Raw genomic sequence first — 19,625 nt, 5'->3', positions numbered from 1 at the left:
TTAAAGGTGGAAGCATACACCCGCGCGCGCAATGCCGGTGTAAGTGATCACCGGCCGGGGTGTTGCCGGTGGGGAAACACGCCGTGTGCGATACCGGGAACGCACAGTCCGCGCCGTCGGGTTAGAATGCCCCATCGTCCGGAGATTCCCCTTGACCCAAACCCGCCCTTCCTCGTCCTGGCTGATCCTGCTCGGGGCCATTGTCGCCTTGGGTCCGCTGGCCATCGACATGTACCTGCCCGCCTTCCCCGCCATCGAACGCCAGTTCGGCGCGGGCGCGCAACTGACGCTGTCGGGTTTCTTCATCGGGCTGGTGCTGGGCCAGCTCTTTTACGGCCCGGTCAGTGACCGCATCGGTCGCCGCACGCCGCTGCTGTTCGGGCTGGGCGTCTATACCGTCGCCTCCTTCGCCTGCATCTTCGCCGACAACCTCCACCAACTGACCGCCCTCCGCTTCCTGCAGGCCTTGGGCGCATGCGCGGGCATGGTGCTGAGCCGGGCGGTGGTGCGCGACCGCTGCGACGCCCGATCGGCCGCACAGGCGCAGTCGCGGCTGATCCTGGTAATGGGGCTGGCTCCGATCCTGGCGCCCAGCCTGGGCAGCCTGTTGCTGGCAGTGGCGGACTGGCGCGCCATCTTCGCCGTGCAGGCGGGCGCAGGCTTGCTGTTCCTGATCTGGGCGTGGCGCAGCCTCACCGAATCGCATGGCCACCAGCACCGCAGCGACGAACTGTCGGTGACGCAAACGCTGAAAACCTTCTGGCTGCTGCTGCAGGACCGCAAGCTGATGGGATACACCTGGTCGTCGGGACTGGCCTTTACCGGCATGTTCGCCTACATCGCCGGGTCACCGCAGGTACTGATCACGCTGAAAGGGCTGAGTCCCTCGCATTACGGCATCGCTTTCGGCCTGAACGCGGCGGGCTTTATCGCCGCCAGCCAGGTGAATGCGCGGCTGCTGCGCAAGCTGGAAATGAACCTGCTGCTGGGACGCGCCATCTGGCTGCCGGGTCTGGTGACGCTGAGCCTGCTGGCGCTGGAACGGGCGGGATTGCTGTCGTTGCCGGTGCTGCTGGCTGGGTTCTTCCTGTACCTGACCAGCCTCGGCTTCATTTCCCCCAACGCCGGGGCGATGGCGCTGGCCTCGCAGCCGCAACACCGGGTGGGCGCGGCTTCATCACTGATGGGATCGCTGCAATTCCTGACCGCCACCGTGGTCAGCGCCTGGCTGGCGCTGTGGCAACGACCGGACGCGCTGCCGCTGATGGTAGTGATGAGCGTCTGCGGCGGCGGCGCCTGGGTGTGCTACCGGATCGTTTTACGACCGGTCATGCACCGTTCTGCCTGAATCGGGAGACCACGGTTGAAAGTCCTGCTGCTTGCCGCCGTACCGCTGGTGCTGGGCGCGCCCCCCGTTCCCGAGGCGACCTACCAGATTTGCGCCACCGACGGCTGCCGCACGGCGGAACCGGTGCGCATTCTCTCCACCTATACCCGCACCCGCTACCCCTTGGTGTTCGCGCACGGCATGGCCGGTTTCACCCGCATCGGCGACCATGACTACTGGTACGGCATTCCCAAGGACCTGACCGCCACCGGCTCCACGGTCTATCTGACACAGGTAGCGTCATTCCATTCTTCCGAGGTGCGCGGCGAACAGCTGCTGAAGCAGGTGGAGGATATTGTCGCCATTTCCGGCGCGGGCAAGGTCAACCTGATCGGGCACAGCCACGGCGCGATGTCGATCCGTTATGTGGCGGCGGTCAAGCCCGCCCTGGTCGCCTCCGTCACCAGCATCGGCGGCCCGAACAAGGGCTCGGCGGTGGCCGACCACATCCAGTCGCGGTTGCGGAACTCACCGATCGGACCGCAGGCCGCCCGCGTCATCCGCGACCGGATCAGCCGGGTGTTCACCCGCCTGGACGGATTATCGGGAGAAGCCTACACCCAGGACGCCCTGGCGGCGCTGGCGGCGGTCACCACCGACGGCGCCAAGGCGTTCAACCGCCACTTCCCGCAGGCGGTTCCGGTGACGGATTGCGGCGAAGGCGCGCCGGTGGTCAATGGCGTGCATTACTACTCGTGGAGCGGCACCGGCCACCTCACCAACCTGCTGGACATCTCGGACGGGGCGCTGGCGGTGACCGGCCTGCTGATCGACGAACCGAACGACGGCATGGTGGGACATTGTTCCAGCCATCTTGGCCGGGTGATCCGCGACAATTACTTCATGAACCATCTGGACGAAGTGAACCAGCTGCGCGGGCTGGTCAGCATGTTCGAGACCAACCCGAAAACCGTCTACCGCCAGCACGCCAACCGCCTGAAACGCGCCGGACTATAAGTCTACTTGCGGTTGCGGCCCAGCTGGTCGTGGCTGGACACCCACTGGTCCGAGACGATCGCCGCCGACAGCGACAACTCGCCGCACAGCACCGTCGCCGCCACCAGTTCCGCCAGCTTGTAGACCTTGTCCTTGCCCACGCAGCCCAGCACCGCCAGGCATTCGCGCTGGGTGGGCAGGCCGGTGCCGCCGCCATAGGTCGCCACGATCAGCGAAGGAATGGTCACCGAGAAATAGTAATCGCCGTTATCCTTGATCTCGCCATAGACAAAGCCCGCCGACGATTCGGCCACGTTGGCCACATCCTGCCCGCAGGCGATAAACATGGCGGTGATGCCGTTGGCGAAATGCGCGCCGTTGTTGATGGAACCGGAGAGCATGGTGCCCATGTTCGAGAACTGTCGCTGCTTGTGCAGCGCCGCCGCCGTGGTGTGCATCACGTCGGTGATCAGGGCGGCGGGCAGCGTGATTTCCGCCACCACGCGCTTGCCGCGGGTGTGCAGGCTATTGACGTGGGAATGTTTCTTGTCGGTATCGAACTGCGCCGCCAGCGTGAAATGCTCCAGCCCCGGCGGATTCTGGTCCAGCATCCACAGGCAGGCGTGACGGGTGGCCTTGCTGACCATGTTCTGCCCGGCGGCGTCGCCGGTGGTGTAGCAGAAGCGCAGCCAGCGCATCTTGCCCAGCGCGTACTGCTCGATGTTGCGCAGCTTGCCGCTGGAAGTGGTCTCTTCCGCCTTGGCCTTGATCGTGTCGAAGTTGGCCTCGACCCACTGCCCGAAATCACGGGCGGCGCGCGCATCCTGGAACACGAACAACGGCGCGCGCTGCATGGCGTCGTCAATCACCGTGGTGGTGATGCCGCCCGCCTCGCGGGTCAGGCGCATGCCGCGCGAATAGCTGGCCACCAGCGTGCCTTCGCTGGTGGCCATGGGAATGTAGAAATCGCCCTGCGCATGCTCACCGTTGACGCGCATCGGCCCGGCCATGCCCAGCGGCACCTGCGCCACGCCAACAAAGTTTTCAATGTTGCCGGGCAGGCAGGCAGGGTCGAAGGAAAAGCCGCCGATATGCTCCAGCGCCGCGCCGGTTTCGGCGGTCACCACGGCGCGGCGGGTGGCCGCCATCTCGCGGCTGTAGTCGTTTTGAGGGTCGCGGGGAAGTTTCTGCATGGCGGGGTTCCTTGTTGTTGTTGATGTGCCCGCCGGCGGTCAGCGGCGGCTTTCGCGGAACTCGCGCGGGGTGCGGCCGGTCCAGCGCCGGAAAGCCCGCGAGAAGTTCGAGACGTCATGATAGCCCAACTGGTGCGCCACTTCCGCTACCGGCAGGCGCTCCTCGCGCAGCAGCCGTTCGGCACGCTGGCGCAACTCGCTTTCCACCAGATCGCTGTAACGGGCCTGTTCGCCCTGCAAGCGCCGCTTCAGCGTGCGAGACGACATGCTGAAGCGTTCCGCCATCTGTTCCAGCGACGGCATCGCCTCGCGCACGGCGGCCAGCGTGCGCTGCACCACCGCCTTCATCGACTCGGTGCGCAGAAAGCGGACCGCCGGTTCGCGGGGCGCGGATTCGTGGATGTGAAGGGATTCCTGCATGATGACCTCGGATTACCGCCGGGCGGTGCGCAAGCTTGGACTGCCGACACGATCGCACAGCGGCGGCGGACAGGCATTGGTATTCGGAACGGGGCCGGAAGTCAGAAAAGACAGTCGGCCCGCCAGACAGAAAAAAGGCAGGCGCTGAGGAAGCAGCCTGCCGAAAGTAAAGCCCGGACTCAGTGGACGCCAACAGCCGCCTTGTTCTTCAACTGGGCGTACAGGTCGCCATCGGGCGCGAACAGCTTCTGCTTCCACTCTTCCAGCAGGGCGACGGTGTCGTGCTGGCTGGGGTGGAAGCCGGGACGGAAGAAATCGAAGAACTGCGGCACCAGATCGGCGAACAGGCCCTTGATGCCGAACAGGAAGCGGAAGCCCTTGATATTCTGGCGGAACTTGAACAACTGGCCGTCCGCCGCCAGCATACGCGCCTGGAAGGCGGCCATCACCGCAAACAGCACGATGGTGGTGATGACCATGGCAAAGACGCGCAGCGCATAGCTGCCGACTTCCTGTTCGTAGACATCGTAGGCCACGGTCTTGTGCTCGTTTTCTTCCAGCGCGTGCCACAGCCACATGTTCAGGGTCTGCGAATCCTGCATCATGTCGCGGTGCGCCTGGTTGCGCAGCAGCTGCTCGGCCATGATGGCGGTGTAGTGCTCCAGGCAGACGGTGGCGGCCAGTTGCATGCTCTTCGGCAGCGTTTTCGCCACCAGCTTCAGCAGCTTGCCGACATCGCGGTCCAGCTTGTCGACGGGGAAGCCCATCTTCACCATCATTTCGTTGTAGGTGTCGTGTTCCTTGCTGTGCATGGCTTCCTGACCGATGAACCCGGCCACCTGCGCCTTCAGCGTCGGGTCGGTGATCTTGTCGCGGTAATGGCGCACCGCCTGCACGAAGAAGAATTCGCCCTGCGGCAGCAGCGACGAGAAGGTGTTCCAGAACGACGACAGGAAGGGGTCGTTGCCGTAGAAATAACGCGAATACTGTTCAGCCTTGAACTCGAAATCCAGACGACGCGGGGGAATGTTGACGGTCGTGCCCAGCGCTTGACGGGCGGCGGCCTTGGGGGCCGGATTGCTGTGAAGTTCGGTGGCGGCTGCGGTCATGATTGGCTCTCAATGTGACATTGGCTGATGTACGCATTGAAAGTAACAATACAAACGTCCGGTAAACAGGTGCGTTGAGGTCAGATTTTTATCATTTGGGGACAGCCGGGCCGCCGCGTTAAGGAAACGTTAATCTGCCGCCTGTAGCCGCCGCGACCCAGTCGTTGCATAATGTCCCTACAGATTGCATGGCTGTGATCATGAAAAACAATAATACGCTCGCCACCGCCTCCGGGTCTGACCGTCCCGCCGCAATGCCCGCCCGCCCCGGCAATTGCGAGGAAACCTGGCGAACGTTGTTCCGGCTGCTGCCGGTCGGGGTATCCATCATGGACTCCCGGGGCCGCATGCAGGGCCTGAATCCTGCCCTGGAGCAAATCCTCGGGTTGTCTTCCGACGATATCCTGAACGGCCGTTACCGGGATCGACGCTATTTGCAACCCGACGGGCAGCCCTACGAAGCCGCCAGCTTCCCCACCACTCGCGCCATGCGCGAGCAGACGACGATCCGCCAGGAAGTGATCGGTATCGTCAAGGAGGATGGAAACACCATCTGGGTGGAAGTCAGCGCCGCCCCCCTGCCCTTCGCGGACGCGGCCTGCGTCACCGTCACGGTAGATATCACCGACCTGAAACAGGCGCGCGAAGCCGCCGACGCCAACCTGCATTTTGCCGAAGCCGTGGCGGACAACGTTACCTCAATGCTGGGCTACTGGAGCCGCGACCTGCGCTGCGCCTTCGCCAACCGCGCCTACCTCACCTGGTTTGGTCGCACGCCTGAGCAAATGCGCGGCATCCGCATGGAGGAGCTGCTGGGACCAGAGCTGTTCAGCCTTAACCGCCCTTATATCGAGGCGGTGCTGCGCGGTGAAAACCCGCAATTCGAGCGGCTGCTGACCAAGGCTGATGGAGAGCGCTGCTATGTCTGGGCGCAGTATATCGCGCACCGGGTGGACGGCGAGGTTCAGGGCTTTTTCGTCATCATCACCGACATCACCGACTTCAAGCGGCAGCAGGAGCTGCAGGCCAGTGAACGCCAGTACCGGCGGCTGGCGGAAGACATGCCGCTGTTCATCGCCACCGGCGAACCGGACGGCACGCTGACTTATGTGAACCAGGTGCTGGCTTCCGCGTTCAGCCTGACGCAAGCCGACATGACCGGGCTGAACTTCTACACCCTGCTGACCCCGGCGGACCAGGCCATGGTTCGCGGCAAGCTGGCGGCGCTGACACCCGACTCGCCCTTGGAAACCCATGAGGAAACCCATCCCCGCGCCGATGGCTCCACCGTCTATCTGCGCTGGACCAACCGCGCATTCTTCGATGCACAGGGCCGGATGACCGGCTTCCAGTCTGTGGGTCAGGACATCACCGCGCTGAAGCGCGGCGAACAGGCGCTGCACGATCTTAACCGGCAACTGGAGCAGCGGGTGGCCGAACGCACCCGCAAGCTGGACAGCACCTGCGACGAGCTGCGGCTGCGCAACCGACAGTTCCAGTCGCTGGCCGCCGACCTGGTGCAAACGGAAGACCGCGAGCGCCGGCGCATTGCCCGCATCCTGCACGACAACCAGCAGCAACTGCTGGTAGCGGCGAAACTGACGGTATCGCGGATGGCCGCGCGCAGCCCCGACCCCGGCGTGCAGGACATGGCGACCGAGTTGATGGCCATTCTCGGCGAATGCATTGACGGCGCGCGCGCACTGACCATGGAGCTGGCGCCGCCGATTTTCCGTGACGCCGGTTTCGCGGCGGGCATGCACTGGCTGGCGCGCTGGATGCAGGAAAAGCACGACCTGACAGTGGCCGTGGAATGCGATACCGCGCTGCCGGGGTTGACCGAGGAAACCAGTCTGACCCTGTTTCATGCCGTCCGGGAGTTGCTGTTCAATATCGTCAAGCATTCCGAGGCCAAATGCGCCCGGTTACGCCTGTTTGCATCGGCAGCGGGCCTGACGATTGTTGTCAGCGACAGCGGATGCGGTTTTGATCCCGGTCACGCCATCACCCGCCAGCAGACCTTCGGGCTGTTCAATATCCGCGAGCGGCTGGCGTTGCTGAACGGTACCATGACCGTGAACAGCCAGCCCGGCCACGGCGCGGAAATCACCCTGCAGGTGCCGGCGGCGGGCGAAGACGCCGCCGACACCGATGCGGTCTTCCCTCCCGACACCACCGCCTCGCCCAAGGGGCGGCCCGCCCGCGCCAACCGTCACCGCATCCGGCTGCTGGTGGTAGACGACCATGCGGTATTGCGACAAGGGCTGGTGCAGTTGCTGGGAAAGGAACCGGACATGGAGATTGTCGGAGAAGCCGTGGACGGTCTGGACGCCGTGGAAAAGGCGCAGGCGCTACGGCCGGATGTGACCCTGATGGATGTGTCGATGCCCCGGCTGAACGGGCTGGAGGCCACCCGACGCATTACGGCGGAATTGCCGCAGATCCGCATCATCGGCCTGTCGATGCACGCCCGTGACGAGATGGCGGAAGAAATGCTGGCGGCGGGCGCGAAGGCGTATCTGGTGAAAAGCTGCCCGATGGACGAAATCCTGGCGGCGGTGCGGGCGCTGTAAACGCCCGCCTCAGTCGGTATTGATCCCGATCAGCACTTCCAGCCGCCCCGGCATCACCCGCATCGAGCGGATTTCAAACTGGTTGACCAGCCGGATCAGCATTTCCCGGCTGTCCTTCAGAATCGACAGCCCCGGCAGCACGCTCAGGTCGCTCAGGCTCATCAGCTTGTCCACCATCCACGAACGGTTGTTGAGCAGGTCGATCAGATGGCTTTCGTGCAGCGCCACCCGCCACAGGCGCGGCCCTTCCTGACTGAGGCCAGGCAGGCGGTCCAGCATCTGCACCATGGGCGCATAGACCGGAATCTTGTTGGCGATCTTGAAACCGCGCTTGGCCACCTGCCGCAGCGCGAAGTTCGCCAACGGATTGGCTTCGCGCATCTGCGCATCCAGGTTTTCATCCACCAGCCGCAACAGCAGGAATTTCTCCTCGTGCGATACCTTGCATTCCAGCACGTCGAACTGCAGCGTCACCGTATAGACCAGACGCTCGTGATGCCCGTCCAGCACCACCAGCAGGCGGTCCTTGTCGCAGTCGACGGTGACGTAGTCGATGAAATCGTATTCCTTCGCCATTTCGCGCAGATGCTTGTTGATCAGGCTTTCCGGCAGGGCGAAGGTCATGGTGGACTTGCCCAGGTAGGTCTGGGCCATTTGCAGGGCGGCTTCCTGCGCGATCTGCGCCGCCAGCCGCGCCGTTTCGCTGGCAATCTGCGCGGAAACGCGGGCGCTGCCCTCGGCCAGCTTGGCGGCCATGGAAGCGCCGCTGGAGGTCAGTTCCAGCGCGGTGCGGGCGCTATCGCCCGCCACTTCCACCACCACGGCGGTGGCTTCTCCGGCGGCCTCGACCACGGCGCGGGCCGTGCCGCCCGCGACATCGACCGCCGTCTTGGCTGCGCCACCCGCTACGCCGGCCACCGCTACCGCGACATCCGTGGCGCGTTCCAGCGCGCGGCGCGCCAGCGTCGGTCGGGGACTTTCTTCCGGTATTTCAGGCGAAACGGGCTGTTCGGGCTGATCGTCGGTCATGGTGGCGCTCCAGGTCACTGACGCCGATCATACCAGTCTTGCACCATTTCGCAGCAGGTGTCATCGGGACAAAATGGCCCGCTCAAACCGCGAGATAGACCTCGTCGCCCTGCACCACCACCGCATACGCCGGAATCTTCACCCCGGCGTCTTCCAGGCACTCCCCGGTTTGCAGGTTGAAGTGATGTTTGTAGATCGGCGACGCCACCACCTTCTGCCCTTGCAGGTCGCCCACCAGCCCGCGTGACAGCACGTTGGCTTCCGAGAAGGGGTCGAAATTGCCCAGCGCGTAGATTTCGCCGGTGGGCAGATGGAACAGCGCCACCTGCTCGCCCTTCACCAGCGCGCCGACGCCGAGATTGACGGGAATATCGTGGACCTTGCAGACTTTGACGAGAGTGCTCGACATGATGTTTTTCCTCTTGATGATGTAGTCCCCTCTCCCCCTAGGGGGGAGAGGGTTAGGGAGAGGGGGGATACGGAAAGTGACTCAAACACACCGTTATCTCAGAGCCACCGCCGCACCCCTCTCCCCCGCCCTCTCCCGCAACGGGAGAGGGAGCCAAGCGTGTTCGGTTACGCTCAAACCTCCGCCACCGCGATCCGGCCCTTCTTCTCCGCGCCGGTAGCCGGACGGATCTGCCCGCGTTCATCGACAAAGACCACGTTGCTGTCGGTCTCGTCGCTGTTGACGAAGGGCTTGAAGCGCTTCAGCGTTTCCGGGTCGTTGATGGCGGCCTTCCATTCGCATTCGAAGGTGTCGACCAGGTACTGCATCTGCTTTTCCAGTTCCTCGCCAATGCCCAGCGAGTCGTCGATGATCACCGCCTTCAGGTATTCCAGGCCGCCTTCCATGTTGTCGCGCCAGACGCTGGTGCGTTGCAGGCGGTCGGCGGTGCGGATGTAGAACATCAGGAAGCGGTCGACGTACTTGATCAGCGTCTCGCGGTCGAGGTCGCTGGCCAGCAGTTCGGCGTGACGGGGCTTCATGCCGCCGTTGCCGCAGACATACAGGTTCCAGCCCTTCTCGGTGGCGATGATGCCGACGTCCTTGCTTTGCGCTTCGGCGCATTCGCGGGTGCAGCCGCTGACCGCAAACTTCAGCTTGTGCGGCGAGCGCAGGCCGCGATAGCGGTTTTCGATGTCGATGGCGTAGCCGACCGAGTCGCCCACCCCGTAACGGCACCAGGTGGAACCGACGCAGGACTTCACCGTGCGCACCGACTTGCCGTAGGCGTGGCCGGACTCAAAACCGGCATCGACCAGTTCCTTCCAGATGACCGGCAGTTGCTCCATGCGCGCGCCGAACAGGTCAATGCGCTGGCCGCCGGTGATCTTGGTGTAGAGGTTGTATTTCTTGGCGATGGCGCCGATGGTGATCAGGCCGTCCGGGGTGATCTCGCCGCCGGGAATGCGCGGCACGATCGAGTAAGTGCCGTCCTTCTGCATGTTCGCCAGGAAGTAGTCATTGGTGTCCTGCAGGCCGGCCAGCGGCTTCTTCAGGATGTGCTCGTTCCACAGCGAGGCGAAGATGGAGCCCGCCGTCGGCTTGCAGATGTCGCAACCCAGACCCTTGCCGTGCTTGCTGACCAATTCGTCAAAACTGCGGATGCCTTCGACCTTGATCAGGTGGAACAGCTCCTGGCGCGAGAAGGCGAAGTGTTCGCACAGGTCCTTCTTCACTTCGACGCCGCGCTTTTCCAGTTCGCACTTGAGGACGGACCCGGCCAACGCCGAGCAGCCGCCGCAGCTGGTGGCCAGCTTGGTGGACGCCTTCAGGCCGGGCAGATCTTTCACGCCGCCGTCGATGGCGCTGCAAATATCGCCCTTGGTGACGTTGTTGCAGGAACAGATCACCGCGCTCATCGGCAGCGCGTCCGGGCCGAAGGCTTTGCGCGGGCTGCCTTCCATCGCGGGCAGGATCAGCACTTCCGGCTTGTCCGGCAGTTCCATGTCGTTGAGCTTCAGTTGCAGCAGGTCGCCGTAGCTTTCCACGTCGCCGACCAGCACCGCGCCCAGCACCTTCTTGCCGTCGGAAGACACCACCAGCTTCTTGTAGATTTCGGCGCGGTCATCGACGTAGACATAGGTCAGGCTGCCCGGCGTGCTGCCGTGCGCGTCGCCGATGGAGGCCACATCGACGCCCATCAGCTTCAGCTTGGTGCTCATGTCGGCGCCGAGGAATTCCTTGTGATGGCCATTCAGCAAGTGGTTGCAGGCGACATCGGCCATGCTGTAGCCGGGCGCTACCAGTCCGTAGATCTTGTTGTCCCACAGCGCGCATTCGCCGATGGCGTAAACGTCTTCGTGGCTGGTGCGGCAGACGTTGTCGATGGCGATGCCGCCGCGCGGGCCGACCATCAGGCCGGAGGACTTGGCCAGTTCGTCACGCGGGCGGATACCGGCGGAGAACAGGATCATGTCGGTTTCCAGCACCTTGCCGTCGGCAAAGTTCATGGCGTGGCGGCAGGTTTCGCCGTCGACGATTTCCTTGGTATTACGTTCGGTGTGGACGCCAACGCCCAGCGCCTCGATCTTGCGGCGCAGCAGGCGGCCGCCGCCGTCATCAATCTGCACCGCCATCAGCCGGGGCGCGAATTCGACGACATGGGTTTGCAGGCCCAGGTCCTTCAGCGCCTTGGCGGCTTCCAGCCCCAGCAGGCCGCCGCCGACCACCACGCCCACCTTCGACTTGGCGGCGGCGTCGCGGATGGCTTCCAGGTCTTCAATGGTGCGGTAGACCAGGCAGCCTTCGCGGTCGTTGCCCGGCACCGGCGGCACGAAGGGATAGGAGCCGGTGGCCAGCACCAGCTTGTCGAAGGGCACCACTTCGCCGGTGGCGGTGCTGACGGTCTTGGCCGCCAGGTCGATGCCGGTGGCGCGGGTGTTCAGCTTCAGCTGGTAGCCGGTGGCGTCGAAGAAATCGTGCGGGGTGACGCTGAGGTCTTCGGCAGTCTTGCCGTTGAAGAAGGCTGAGAGTTGCACCCGGTCATACGCGGGGCGGGCCTCTTCGGCAATGACGGTGACGTGCACCATGTCCCCGGCGCGGGCGGCCAGGGTTTCCAGAAAACGTTGTCCGACCATGCCGTGACCAATCATGACTATACGCATCGCTGTCTCCTGCGGTTAAAGGCTGGAAGCGTCCGACCGGTTGCGTTTCCGGCGGCGCACACAGACGACGTTGTCTGCAAAAAAGGTTACGGGTGTTGCTGAAGTCCCACCGCCGACGACGTTGCCGGTTCGGAGGACTGGTTCTGTCAGGCGGGGATCGCCTCACAGGGAATGAGTTTTTTCAGCTCTGGCTGACATGATCCACAATTCGTGCCAGCTTTCAGGCATTTGCCGATTTCCGCGACATTTTTTAAATTTTGCTGACCAATGGCGCGGGTGATGGTCTTCTCCCCCACCCCAAAGCAGGCGCAAATGATGCGACCGACATCGGCCTCCGGATCGGCGGGCTTGCCCGACAGCAGCGCGCGGCGGCTGAGCGCATCCACCGGCTTGCCCAGCAGCGACTGCAGCCAGGCGCGCGGCGGCAATTCGGCTTCCGGTCCGAAGAAGGCCAGCGCCGCCAACACGCTGTCGGCAATCCAGGCGTAACGGTGAATGCCGCGCGTAACATCCTGATATTCCAGCACTTCCCCTTCCGGCTGTTGCAGCCAGGCGGTCGCCCAGCCGGTCCAGTCATCGGGGACATGGTCATTAGCCAACTCGTAGCGCCAGCCGTTGTCGAGCCGGATCGCCACCGCATAATCAACGGCGGGCAGGGCCAACGGCGCGCGGCTGAGCAGATAGCCGTGCCAGGCGGCGGGATAACGTTCCGCCGCCACCGGCGTGTGCTTGTTCTCGGGCTGACCGGAAACGGGGTCCACCGCCGGGTTCACCACCGCGCCGACACGACCGCTGCGGCTGAGCACGCCGGTCCAGTGCATGGGCATGAAGACATGACCCGGCTGCTGGCCTGTGCTGAACTGGACCCGCGCCACCGCCTTGCCCCAGCGGCTGGAAAGACGCACCAGCCCGCCTTCGGTGAGGCCGCGATTTTTTGCCTCATCGGGGTGCATTTCCGCGAACGGCTCACCAATATGTTGCAGCAAGCGCGGCGTCAGTCCGCTGCGGGTCATGGTGTGCCACTGGTCGCGGATACGGCCGGTGTTCAGCACCAGCGGATAGTCCGCCGACAGCGCGTTGACCGGCGCACGATAAGCGAGCGGCACCAGCCGGGCCTTGCCGTCCGGGGTGTAGAAACGGTTGTCCGTGAACAGCCGTTCGGTGCCCAGCGGCGCGTCCGGCGTCACCGGCCACTGCACGGGCTTCAGCGCGTTGTACTCACGGTTGTCCAGCTGCGCCAGCAGGCCGATATTGAAGTCGCGGATACCGGATTCGGCATTGTTCTCAAAGGCGGACAGCGCGGCGTGTTCACGGAAGATTTGCGCCGGGTGATCGTAAGCAAAGGCCTCGGCGTAGCCCATCGCCTTAGCCACTGCCGCCAGCGCCCACCAGTCCGGCCTCGCCTCGCCCGGTGGCGGCAACAGCCCGCGCTGCCGGGAAATGCGGCGTTCGGAATTGGTGACGGTGCCGTCCTTCTCCCCCCAGCCCAGCGCGGGCAGCTTGATGTGCGCCAGCCGCATGGTGTCGGTGTCGGCGATACAGTCGGAGACAATCACCAGCTCGCATTTTTCCAGCGCCGCGCGCACGCGGTCGGCGTTGGGCAACGACACCACCGGGTTGGTGGCCATGATCCACACCGCCTTCACCTTGCCCTCATGCACGGCGTCGAACAGGTCCACCGCCTTCAGGCCGGGCTGTTGCGGAATCGACGGCGCTCCCCAGAAACGCTGCACGCGCTCGCGGTGCGCCGGATTTTCGAGATCCATGTGCGCCGCCAGCATGTTCGCCAGGCCGCCCGCCTCGCGGCCGCCCATGGCGTTGGGCTGGCCGGTCAGCGAGAACGGCGCCGCGCCGGGCTTGCCGATACGGCCGGTGGCCAGATGGCAGTTGATGATGGCGTTGGCCTTGTCGGTGCCGGCGCTGGACTGGTTGACGCCCATCGAATACATCGTCAGCGTGCGTTCGGTGGCGGTAAACCAGTCGAAGAAGGTGTGCAGGCGGTCGGCGGGAATGCCCAGCCGTGCCGCCAGCGTGGCGCGGTCGCCGCGATCGGCCTTGGCCGAGGCCACGGCGGCTTCCAGCCCGGTGCAATGCGCGGCAGTGAACAGCGTATCCACCGCGCCGCGTTCCGCCAGTTCGGCCAGCAACGCGTTGAACAGCAGCACATCGCCGCCGGACTTGATCGGCAGGTGCAGGTCGGCAATTTCATGAGTGGCGGTTTCACGCGGGTCGATCACCACCACCTTCAGGTTCGGCTTTTCGGCCTTGATCGCCTTGATGCGCTGGAAAATGATCGGATGGCACCAGGCGGTGTTGGAACCGACCAGCACCATCAGCTCGGCATGGGCGAAGTCCTCGTAACTGGCGGGTACGCTGTCGGCCCCGAAGGCGCGCTTGTAACCCGCCACCGCCGACGACATGCACAGCCGCGAATTGGTATCGATGTTGGCGCTGCCGATAAAGCCCTTCATCAGCTTGTTGGCGACGTAATAATCCTCGGTCAGCAACTGGCCGGAGACATAAAAGGCAATCGCGTCCGGGCCATGCTGGTCACGGATACGCTTGAATTCACTGGCAATTTTTGTCGTTGCCGTGGCCCAGGCGACGGGCTGGCCGTTGATTTCCGGAACCAGCTGCCGTCCTTCCAGACTGACGGTTTCACCCAGCGACGAGCCCTTGGAACACAAGCGGCCAAAGTTGGCGGGATGGGTGATATCGCCCTTGATGTCCACCACCCGCGCCGCCGCATCGGTGACGGTGGCGGCGATGCCGCAACCGACCCCGCAATAGGCGCAGGTGGTCTTCACAACCGCATCAGCAAGCATCCGCCATCTCCCGTTTGCCAAACAACAATTCATCGCGCAGACCGGCCACATTGGCTTGCCGCCCGATCAGGTCGAAATACCAGGAACCATCCTGCGTATCGCCGAACAGCACCGCGCCCACCAGCTTGTTTTCCTTCAGGAACAAGCGCTTGTAGACCCCGGCGGCGATGTCGCGCAGCACGATCACTTCTGCGTCCTTGCCGGAAAAATCCCCGGCGGAGAACAGGTTCACACCGCTGACTTTCAGCGTCGTTGCGGTGGCTTTCTGCACATAACGGCTGACACCAATTTCGGCCAGATGCGTGGCGCAGACCCGCGCCTGCTCATACAGCGGCGCCACCAGCCCGAACAGGCTGCCGCGATGCTGCACGCACTCGCCGACCGCATAGATTTTCGGGTCGAAGGTTTGCAGGGTGTCGTTGACCAGGATCGCCTTGTCCACCTGCAGCCCGGCCTGTTTCGCCAGCGCCACGTTGGGACGGATGCCGACGGCCATGATCACCAGATCGGTTTCCAGCAGGCAGCCGTCCTTGAACTCGATGTGGCTGAGATGCTCGCCGTCGCGGGCGACAATCTGTTTGGTCTGCGCGCCCAGCCGGAACTTCATGCCGCGCGCAGCCAGATCCTGCTCCAGCAGGTGCGCGGCCTCGCTGTCCAGCTGCCGGTTCATCAGGCAGTTCACATCGTGGATCACCGTAACTTCAACACCGCGCTTCAGCAGGCCGTTGGCCGCTTCCAGCCCCAGCAGGCCGCCGCCGATCACCGCCACGCGCCGCTTGTGCTCGGTTACGGACAGCATGCGCTCCACGTCCTGGATGTCGCGGAAGCTGACCACCGAGGGATGATCGTGTCCCGGCACCGGGATGATGAACGGCACCGAGCCGGTAGCCAGCAGCAGGCGGTCATAGGGGAAGACCAGACCGCCATCAGTCAGCACTTCGCGCCTGGAACGGTGGATATCGACCACCGTCTGCCCTGACACCAGCTCGATGCCGTGGCGCTTGTACCACTCGGGCGTGTGCAGCACGATGTCGTCGAACTGCTTTTCCCCGGCCAGCACCGGCGACAGCATGATGCGGTTGTAGTTGCCGTAAGGCTCGCGGCCGATCACCGTGATCTCGTAACGGTCGGGCGCCAGTTTCAGCAACTCCTCCACCGTGCGCATCCCGGCCATGCCGTTGCCAATGACCACCAGTCTCGCTTTGTTCATGGCGATGACCACTCAATCCAAAATAGGTTTACAACCGCCAAGGCAAAAGTTGTGCCAACCGAGCAACACGGTGCCGGCGGCCTTAACCCTTCATCTATAGGCCGAAAAAAACCTGTGTGATCCCGACCGTGCCTGCCCGTAGTGCACCGCACCAGATCAACGCACAAATCGCCCCAAAAGCACGCCGAACGCCTGTTTTGGGGCTTTCACCGCCGCCAGGGCCGGGAAAACCCGGCTTTACCACTGGCACGCTCCTTGCTTAACAGTTTCCAAGACCGGGTTTCACGCAATGGCGCGCTGAATGACCTTCGATACCGTCAATGCCGACGGTGTAACGAACCCTTTTGCCCCCGTTGCGAGACCTGAACCATGAAATTCAAGACGCTACCGCTACTCTCCTGGAACGTGCCGCGCATCCGCACGCTGCACTACACCTGGCTGGCCTTCTTCATCACCTTCATCATCTGGTTCGCCGCCGCGCCGCTAATGCCCACCATCAAGGCCTATTTCCACCTTACCGACGCGCAAGTGAAAGCTCTGCTGATGCTGAACGTCGCCATCACCATCCCCACGCGGATTCTGGTGGGCGTGCTGGTGGACAAATACGGGCCGCGCCGCAGCTACAGCTTCCTGCTTGCCTTCTGCGGTGTGCTCTGTCTCACCTTCGCCGCCGCCCAGTCCTTTGAATGGCTGGCCGTCACCCGCTTCCTGCTGGGTTCGGTCGGCGCGGGCTTCGTGATCGGCATCCGTCTGGTCAGCGAATGGTTCCCGGCGCGTGAAGTCGGCATCGCCGAAGGCATCTACGGCGGCTGGGGCAACTTCGGCGCGGCCGTGGCCTCGATGTCGCTGCCCGCCCTCGCCCTCGCCTTCGGTGGCGACGACGGCTGGCGCTACGCCATCGCCTGCACCGGCATCATCGCCATCGTTTACAGCGTCATCTTCTATCGTGGTGTTCGCGACACCCCGGAAGGCTCCACCTACTTCAAGCCGCAAAAGGTTGGCGGGCTGGAAGTCACCAGCAAGGGCGATTTCATCGCCTACGCGCTGATGAACATTCCGCTGTACGCCGCGCTGGCCATCCTCACCTGGCGTCTGTCCCCGGCCGGGCTGAAACTGCTGTCGATGAATAGCGCCTATATCGCCTACGCCGTCATCGCCGCGCTGGCCGTCTACCAGTGGAGCAAGATCTGGCACGTCAACAAGCATCTGTTCACCGGCGAACACCCCGCCGCCCCGCGCTACCAGTTCAAGCAAGTCGCCATCCTCAACGTGGCGTACATGGCCTGCTTCGGTTCCGAACTGGCGGTGGTGTCGATGCTGCCGATGTTCTTCATCGACAACTTCGGCGTCAGCAAGGTGATGGCGGGCATGACCGCCGGTTGCTTCGCGGTGATGAACCTGTTCGCCCGTCCCGGCGGCGGCTTCCTCTCCGACGCCTTCGGCCGCCGCAAGATGCTGCTGATTGCGCTGGGCGGCCAGACCTTGGGCTACCTGCTGATGTCGCAAATGAACGGCAGCTGGTCGCTGGGCGGCGCGATTGCCGTGGTCATCGCCACCTCCGTCTTCGTGCAGTGCGCCTGTGGCGCGGTCTACTCGGTGGTGCCGCTGATCCAGCGCCGCATGACCGGCCAGATCGCCGGGATGGCGGGCGCCTACGGCAACGTCGGCGGCGTTGTCTTCCTCACCGTGCTCAGCTTCGTCAGCCCCTCCGCCTTCTTCGTGGTGCTGGCCGGAACCTCAGCGGTGGCCTTCCTGGGCGGTCTGTACATCAGCGAACCCAAGGGCCATATGGTGGAAAAGGATGCCGAGGGGAATGTGCATTTGATTGCCGTGGAGTAACACGACTCCGCTGAAAGTTCCCTCTCCCCTTGTGGGAGAGGGTTAGGGAGAGGGGTACTGCGGCCGATCTTGAACTGCCGTTGTGTCCGGGCGACTTTCCGCACCCCTCTCCCCGGCCCTCTCCCACTGGGGGAGAGGGAGGTGTTTTATGGAGAATTAACCCGTGCCCACCCTCACCGCCCGCGCCGCCCAACTCTCCGCCACCGGCCCCAAGACCGGCAATGATGACGCGATCGGCCTGCACCTGCCGCAAGGCCACGGCTTGTCGGCCTGCACTCTCGCGGCAGCCATCGCCGATGGCGTCAGCAGCGTGGAAGGCGGACGGATCGCGGCGGAAACCAGTGTCACCAATTTCCTCAATGACTTCTTCGCCACCCCGGCCAGCTGGTCGGTCAAGACCTCCGGCGCCAAGGTGCTGGAGGCGCTGAACCGCTGGCTGCACGGTCAGGGCCAGCATTATCAACACGCCCATCAAGCCTTCCTCACCACCTTCACCGCGCTGGTGGTGCGGGGAGCCACCGGGCACATTTTCCATATCGGTGACAGCCGCCTGTGGCGCTTGCGCGGCAACGACTGGGAGTGCCTGACTACCGACCACGCGCTGGTCACCCGCCACGGCAACCAGCTGACGCGCGCGCTGGGCATGGCCTGGCGGGTGGAAATGGACTACCGCGAAATCAACGTGCAACCCGGCGACCTTTACCTGCTGACCACCGACGGCATCCACGGTTTCGTGCCCTCGCGGGAACTGTGCGACATTGTCGCCATGCGCTCGGAAACGCTGGAAGCACGCTGCGAGGAACTGCTGGCCTGCGCCGAAGCACGGCACAGCGATGACAACCGCTCCTGCCAACTGGTGGAAATCGTCTCGCTACCGCCCGCCGACAAGCACGTGGCCGACGAAAGCGCCCTGCCGCTGTTGCCCGACACGCTGCAACCCGGCCGGATCATTGACGGTTACCGCATCGAAGCCGAAGTTCACGCCAACGCCCGCAGCCACCTCTACCGCGTCACCGATCTGGCCAGCGGCAGGGTCTACGCCCTGAAATCACCGTCTCCCAACCTCAGTGACGACCCCGAAGCCCTGCGCGCCTTCCAGCGCGAAGACTGGATCGGCCAGCGTTTCCACCAGCCGGAAATCATCCGCACCCATGCCCCGGAACGGCCGCGCACTTTCCTGTACCTGATTCAGGACTATGTGGAGGGGCAAACCCTGCGGCAATGGCGCGGCGACAACCCGGATGCGCCGGTGGAAACGGTGATGGCCTTTGCCCTACCCGCGGTTAAAGCCCTGCGCGCACTGCACCGCCGGGAGACCCTGCATCAGGATGTAAAGCCGGATAATTTTCTGGTAACGAAAGACGGGAAACTCGTGCTGATCGACTTCGGCAGCGCCACCGTCGGCAGCCTGAGCGAGAACCTGACGCTGCGGCCGGGCGCGGCGGAGTATGCCGCGCCGGAGTACGCGCTGGGGGTGAAGCGGGATCATCGCGCCGACCAGTTCGGGCTGGCGGTGTTGTTCTATGAGTTGCTGACCGGGCAGTTTCCCTACGGGCCGGGTTATGTGAATGCGGTCTCGCCGGGCGATTTCCGCAAGCTGGCCTACACCAGCGCCTGCAAGCAGAACGCGCATGTGCCGGTGTGGCTGGATGCCGCGTTGTCGAAGGCGCTGAGCCTGAATGCGGAGCATCGCTATCCGGAGTTGAGCGAGTTCCTGGCGGATATCCGCACGCCGAACACGGCGTTGACGCTGGCGGGCAAGCCGTGGCTGGAGCGCGATCCGGTGTTGTTCTGGAAGGTGCTGGCGGCGGTGTCGGTGGTGGGGAATTTGGTGATGGGGGGATGGTTGCTGCGGTAGGACTTCGCCTGACGCATCATCATGAACTCAAAATTGGTTTATATGTGTAGTGATGGTATTCACCTGACAGTAGGCCGCTGAAAGCAAAGTGGCCATAGCCGTCCCCGACGGGTTATAGATCGAGTGTCTGACGCT

The 19,625-nt window shown here is 63.9% G+C and carries 13 protein-coding genes; 5 read left to right on the top strand and 8 right to left on the bottom strand.

Annotation, left to right across the window (positions count from 1 at the left end):
• Positions 1 to 151 precede the first annotated feature (151 nt).
• Positions 152 to 1,348, top strand: a complete 1,197-nt coding sequence (locus EV700_RS00065; protein ID WP_242610154.1) for a multidrug effflux MFS transporter — start codon at positions 152 to 154, stop codon at positions 1,346 to 1,348.
• Between the two features lie 15 nt (positions 1,349 to 1,363).
• Positions 1,364 to 2,344: an esterase/lipase family protein gene (locus EV700_RS00060; RefSeq protein ID WP_207224529.1), complete on the top strand. Its 981-nt coding sequence runs from the start codon at positions 1,364 to 1,366 to the stop codon at positions 2,342 to 2,344.
• A gap of 2 nt (positions 2,345 to 2,346) precedes the next feature.
• On the opposite strand, the gene EV700_RS00055 is transcribed toward EV700_RS00060, so the two are convergent.
• The 3 genes from EV700_RS00055 to EV700_RS00045 form a co-directional block, all read right to left on the bottom strand.
• Positions 2,347 to 3,516 carry a hydroxymethylglutaryl-CoA reductase gene (locus tag EV700_RS00055; RefSeq protein ID WP_130410319.1) on the bottom strand — a complete coding sequence of 390 codons (1,170 nt, stop codon included), beginning with the start codon at positions 3,514 to 3,516 and terminating at the stop codon, positions 2,347 to 2,349.
• 39 nt (positions 3,517 to 3,555) lie between these two features.
• Complete coding sequence (locus EV700_RS00050) at positions 3,556 to 3,936, bottom strand: helix-turn-helix transcriptional regulator (RefSeq protein WP_130410318.1); 381 nt, start codon at positions 3,934 to 3,936, stop codon at positions 3,556 to 3,558.
• A 179-nt stretch (positions 3,937 to 4,115) separates the two neighbouring features.
• On the bottom strand, positions 4,116 to 5,045 hold the full coding sequence (locus tag EV700_RS00045; RefSeq protein WP_130410317.1) for a metal-dependent hydrolase: 930 nt from the start codon (positions 5,043 to 5,045) through the stop codon (positions 4,116 to 4,118).
• Positions 5,046 to 5,245: 200 nt separating this feature from the next.
• On the opposite strand from EV700_RS00045, the gene EV700_RS00040 reads away from it, so the two are divergent.
• On the top strand, positions 5,246 to 7,618 hold the full coding sequence (locus EV700_RS00040; protein WP_165391275.1) for a PAS domain S-box protein: 2,373 nt from the start codon (positions 5,246 to 5,248) through the stop codon (positions 7,616 to 7,618).
• Positions 7,619 to 7,627: 9 nt separating this feature from the next.
• On the opposite strand, the gene EV700_RS00035 is transcribed toward EV700_RS00040, so the two are convergent.
• The 5 genes from EV700_RS00035 to EV700_RS00015 all read right to left on the bottom strand — a co-directional run bounded on the left by EV700_RS00035 (position 7,628) and on the right by EV700_RS00015 (position 15,793).
• A complete protein-coding gene (locus EV700_RS00035) occupies positions 7,628 to 8,647 on the bottom strand; it encodes a hypothetical protein (protein ID WP_130410315.1) in 1,020 nt (339 codons plus the stop codon).
• Between the two features lie 82 nt (positions 8,648 to 8,729).
• On the bottom strand, positions 8,730 to 9,056 hold the full coding sequence (gene nirD, locus EV700_RS00030; protein ID WP_130410314.1) for a nitrite reductase small subunit NirD: 327 nt from the start codon (positions 9,054 to 9,056) through the stop codon (positions 8,730 to 8,732).
• Positions 9,057 to 9,229: 173 nt separating this feature from the next.
• Positions 9,230 to 11,758 carry a nitrite reductase large subunit NirB gene (gene nirB, locus EV700_RS00025; protein WP_130410313.1) on the bottom strand — a complete coding sequence of 843 codons (2,529 nt, stop codon included), beginning with the start codon at positions 11,756 to 11,758 and terminating at the stop codon, positions 9,230 to 9,232.
• Between the two features lie 146 nt (positions 11,759 to 11,904).
• Positions 11,905 to 14,616, bottom strand: coding sequence for a molybdopterin-dependent oxidoreductase (locus EV700_RS00020; RefSeq protein WP_207224528.1), 2,712 nt, complete (start codon positions 14,614 to 14,616; stop codon positions 11,905 to 11,907).
• On the bottom strand, positions 14,573 to 15,793 hold the full coding sequence (locus EV700_RS00015; protein ID WP_130410311.1) for an NAD(P)/FAD-dependent oxidoreductase: 1,221 nt from the start codon (positions 15,791 to 15,793) through the stop codon (positions 14,573 to 14,575). The genes EV700_RS00020 and EV700_RS00015 overlap by 44 nt, the downstream gene beginning before the upstream one ends.
• 369 nt (positions 15,794 to 16,162) lie before the next feature.
• Here EV700_RS00015 and EV700_RS00010 point away from each other — a divergent pair, with 369 nt between their 5' ends.
• Positions 16,163 to 17,632: an MFS transporter gene (locus tag EV700_RS00010; protein ID WP_130410310.1), complete on the top strand. Its 1,470-nt coding sequence runs from the start codon at positions 16,163 to 16,165 to the stop codon at positions 17,630 to 17,632.
• Positions 17,633 to 17,795: 163 nt separating this feature from the next.
• The gene (locus EV700_RS00005; RefSeq protein WP_130410309.1) at positions 17,796 to 19,490 is read left to right on the top strand and encodes a bifunctional protein-serine/threonine kinase/phosphatase; all 1,695 of its coding nucleotides are present in this window, start codon (positions 17,796 to 17,798) and stop codon (positions 19,488 to 19,490) included.
• Positions 19,491 to 19,625: the final 135 nt, after the last annotated feature.

Origin of the sequence: Fluviicoccus keumensis, assembly GCF_004217445.1 — a bacterium.
In the GTDB taxonomy this organism is placed as follows: Bacteria; Pseudomonadota; Gammaproteobacteria; order Pseudomonadales; family Moraxellaceae; genus Fluviicoccus; species Fluviicoccus keumensis.
This window is presented reverse-complemented; position numbering and strand designations above follow the sequence as displayed.

Bases quoted from the DNA above. Each gene is read 5' to 3' on its own strand.
- EV700_RS00015 (WP_130410311.1), bottom strand. From the start codon at position 15,793: ATGAACAAAGCGAGACTGGTGGTCATTGGCAACGGCATGGCCGGGATG.
- EV700_RS00020 (WP_207224528.1), bottom strand. From the start codon at position 14,616: ATGAATTGTTGTTTGGCAAACGGGAGATGGCGGATGCTTGCTGATGCG.
- EV700_RS00050 (WP_130410318.1), bottom strand. From the start codon at position 3,936: ATGCAGGAATCCCTTCACATCCACGAATCCGCGCCCCGCGAACCGGCG.
- EV700_RS00035 (WP_130410315.1), bottom strand. From the start codon at position 8,647: ATGACCGACGATCAGCCCGAACAGCCCGTTTCGCCTGAAATACCGGAA.
- nirB (WP_130410313.1), bottom strand. From the start codon at position 11,758: ATGCGTATAGTCATGATTGGTCACGGCATGGTCGGACAACGTTTTCTG.
- EV700_RS00055 (WP_130410319.1), bottom strand. From the start codon at position 3,516: ATGCAGAAACTTCCCCGCGACCCTCAAAACGACTACAGCCGCGAGATG.
- nirD (WP_130410314.1), bottom strand. From the start codon at position 9,056: ATGTCGAGCACTCTCGTCAAAGTCTGCAAGGTCCACGATATTCCCGTC.
- EV700_RS00010 (WP_130410310.1), top strand. From the start codon at position 16,163: ATGAAATTCAAGACGCTACCGCTACTCTCCTGGAACGTGCCGCGCATC.
- EV700_RS00045 (WP_130410317.1), bottom strand. From the start codon at position 5,045: ATGACCGCAGCCGCCACCGAACTTCACAGCAATCCGGCCCCCAAGGCC.
- EV700_RS00040 (WP_165391275.1), top strand. From the start codon at position 5,246: ATGAAAAACAATAATACGCTCGCCACCGCCTCCGGGTCTGACCGTCCC.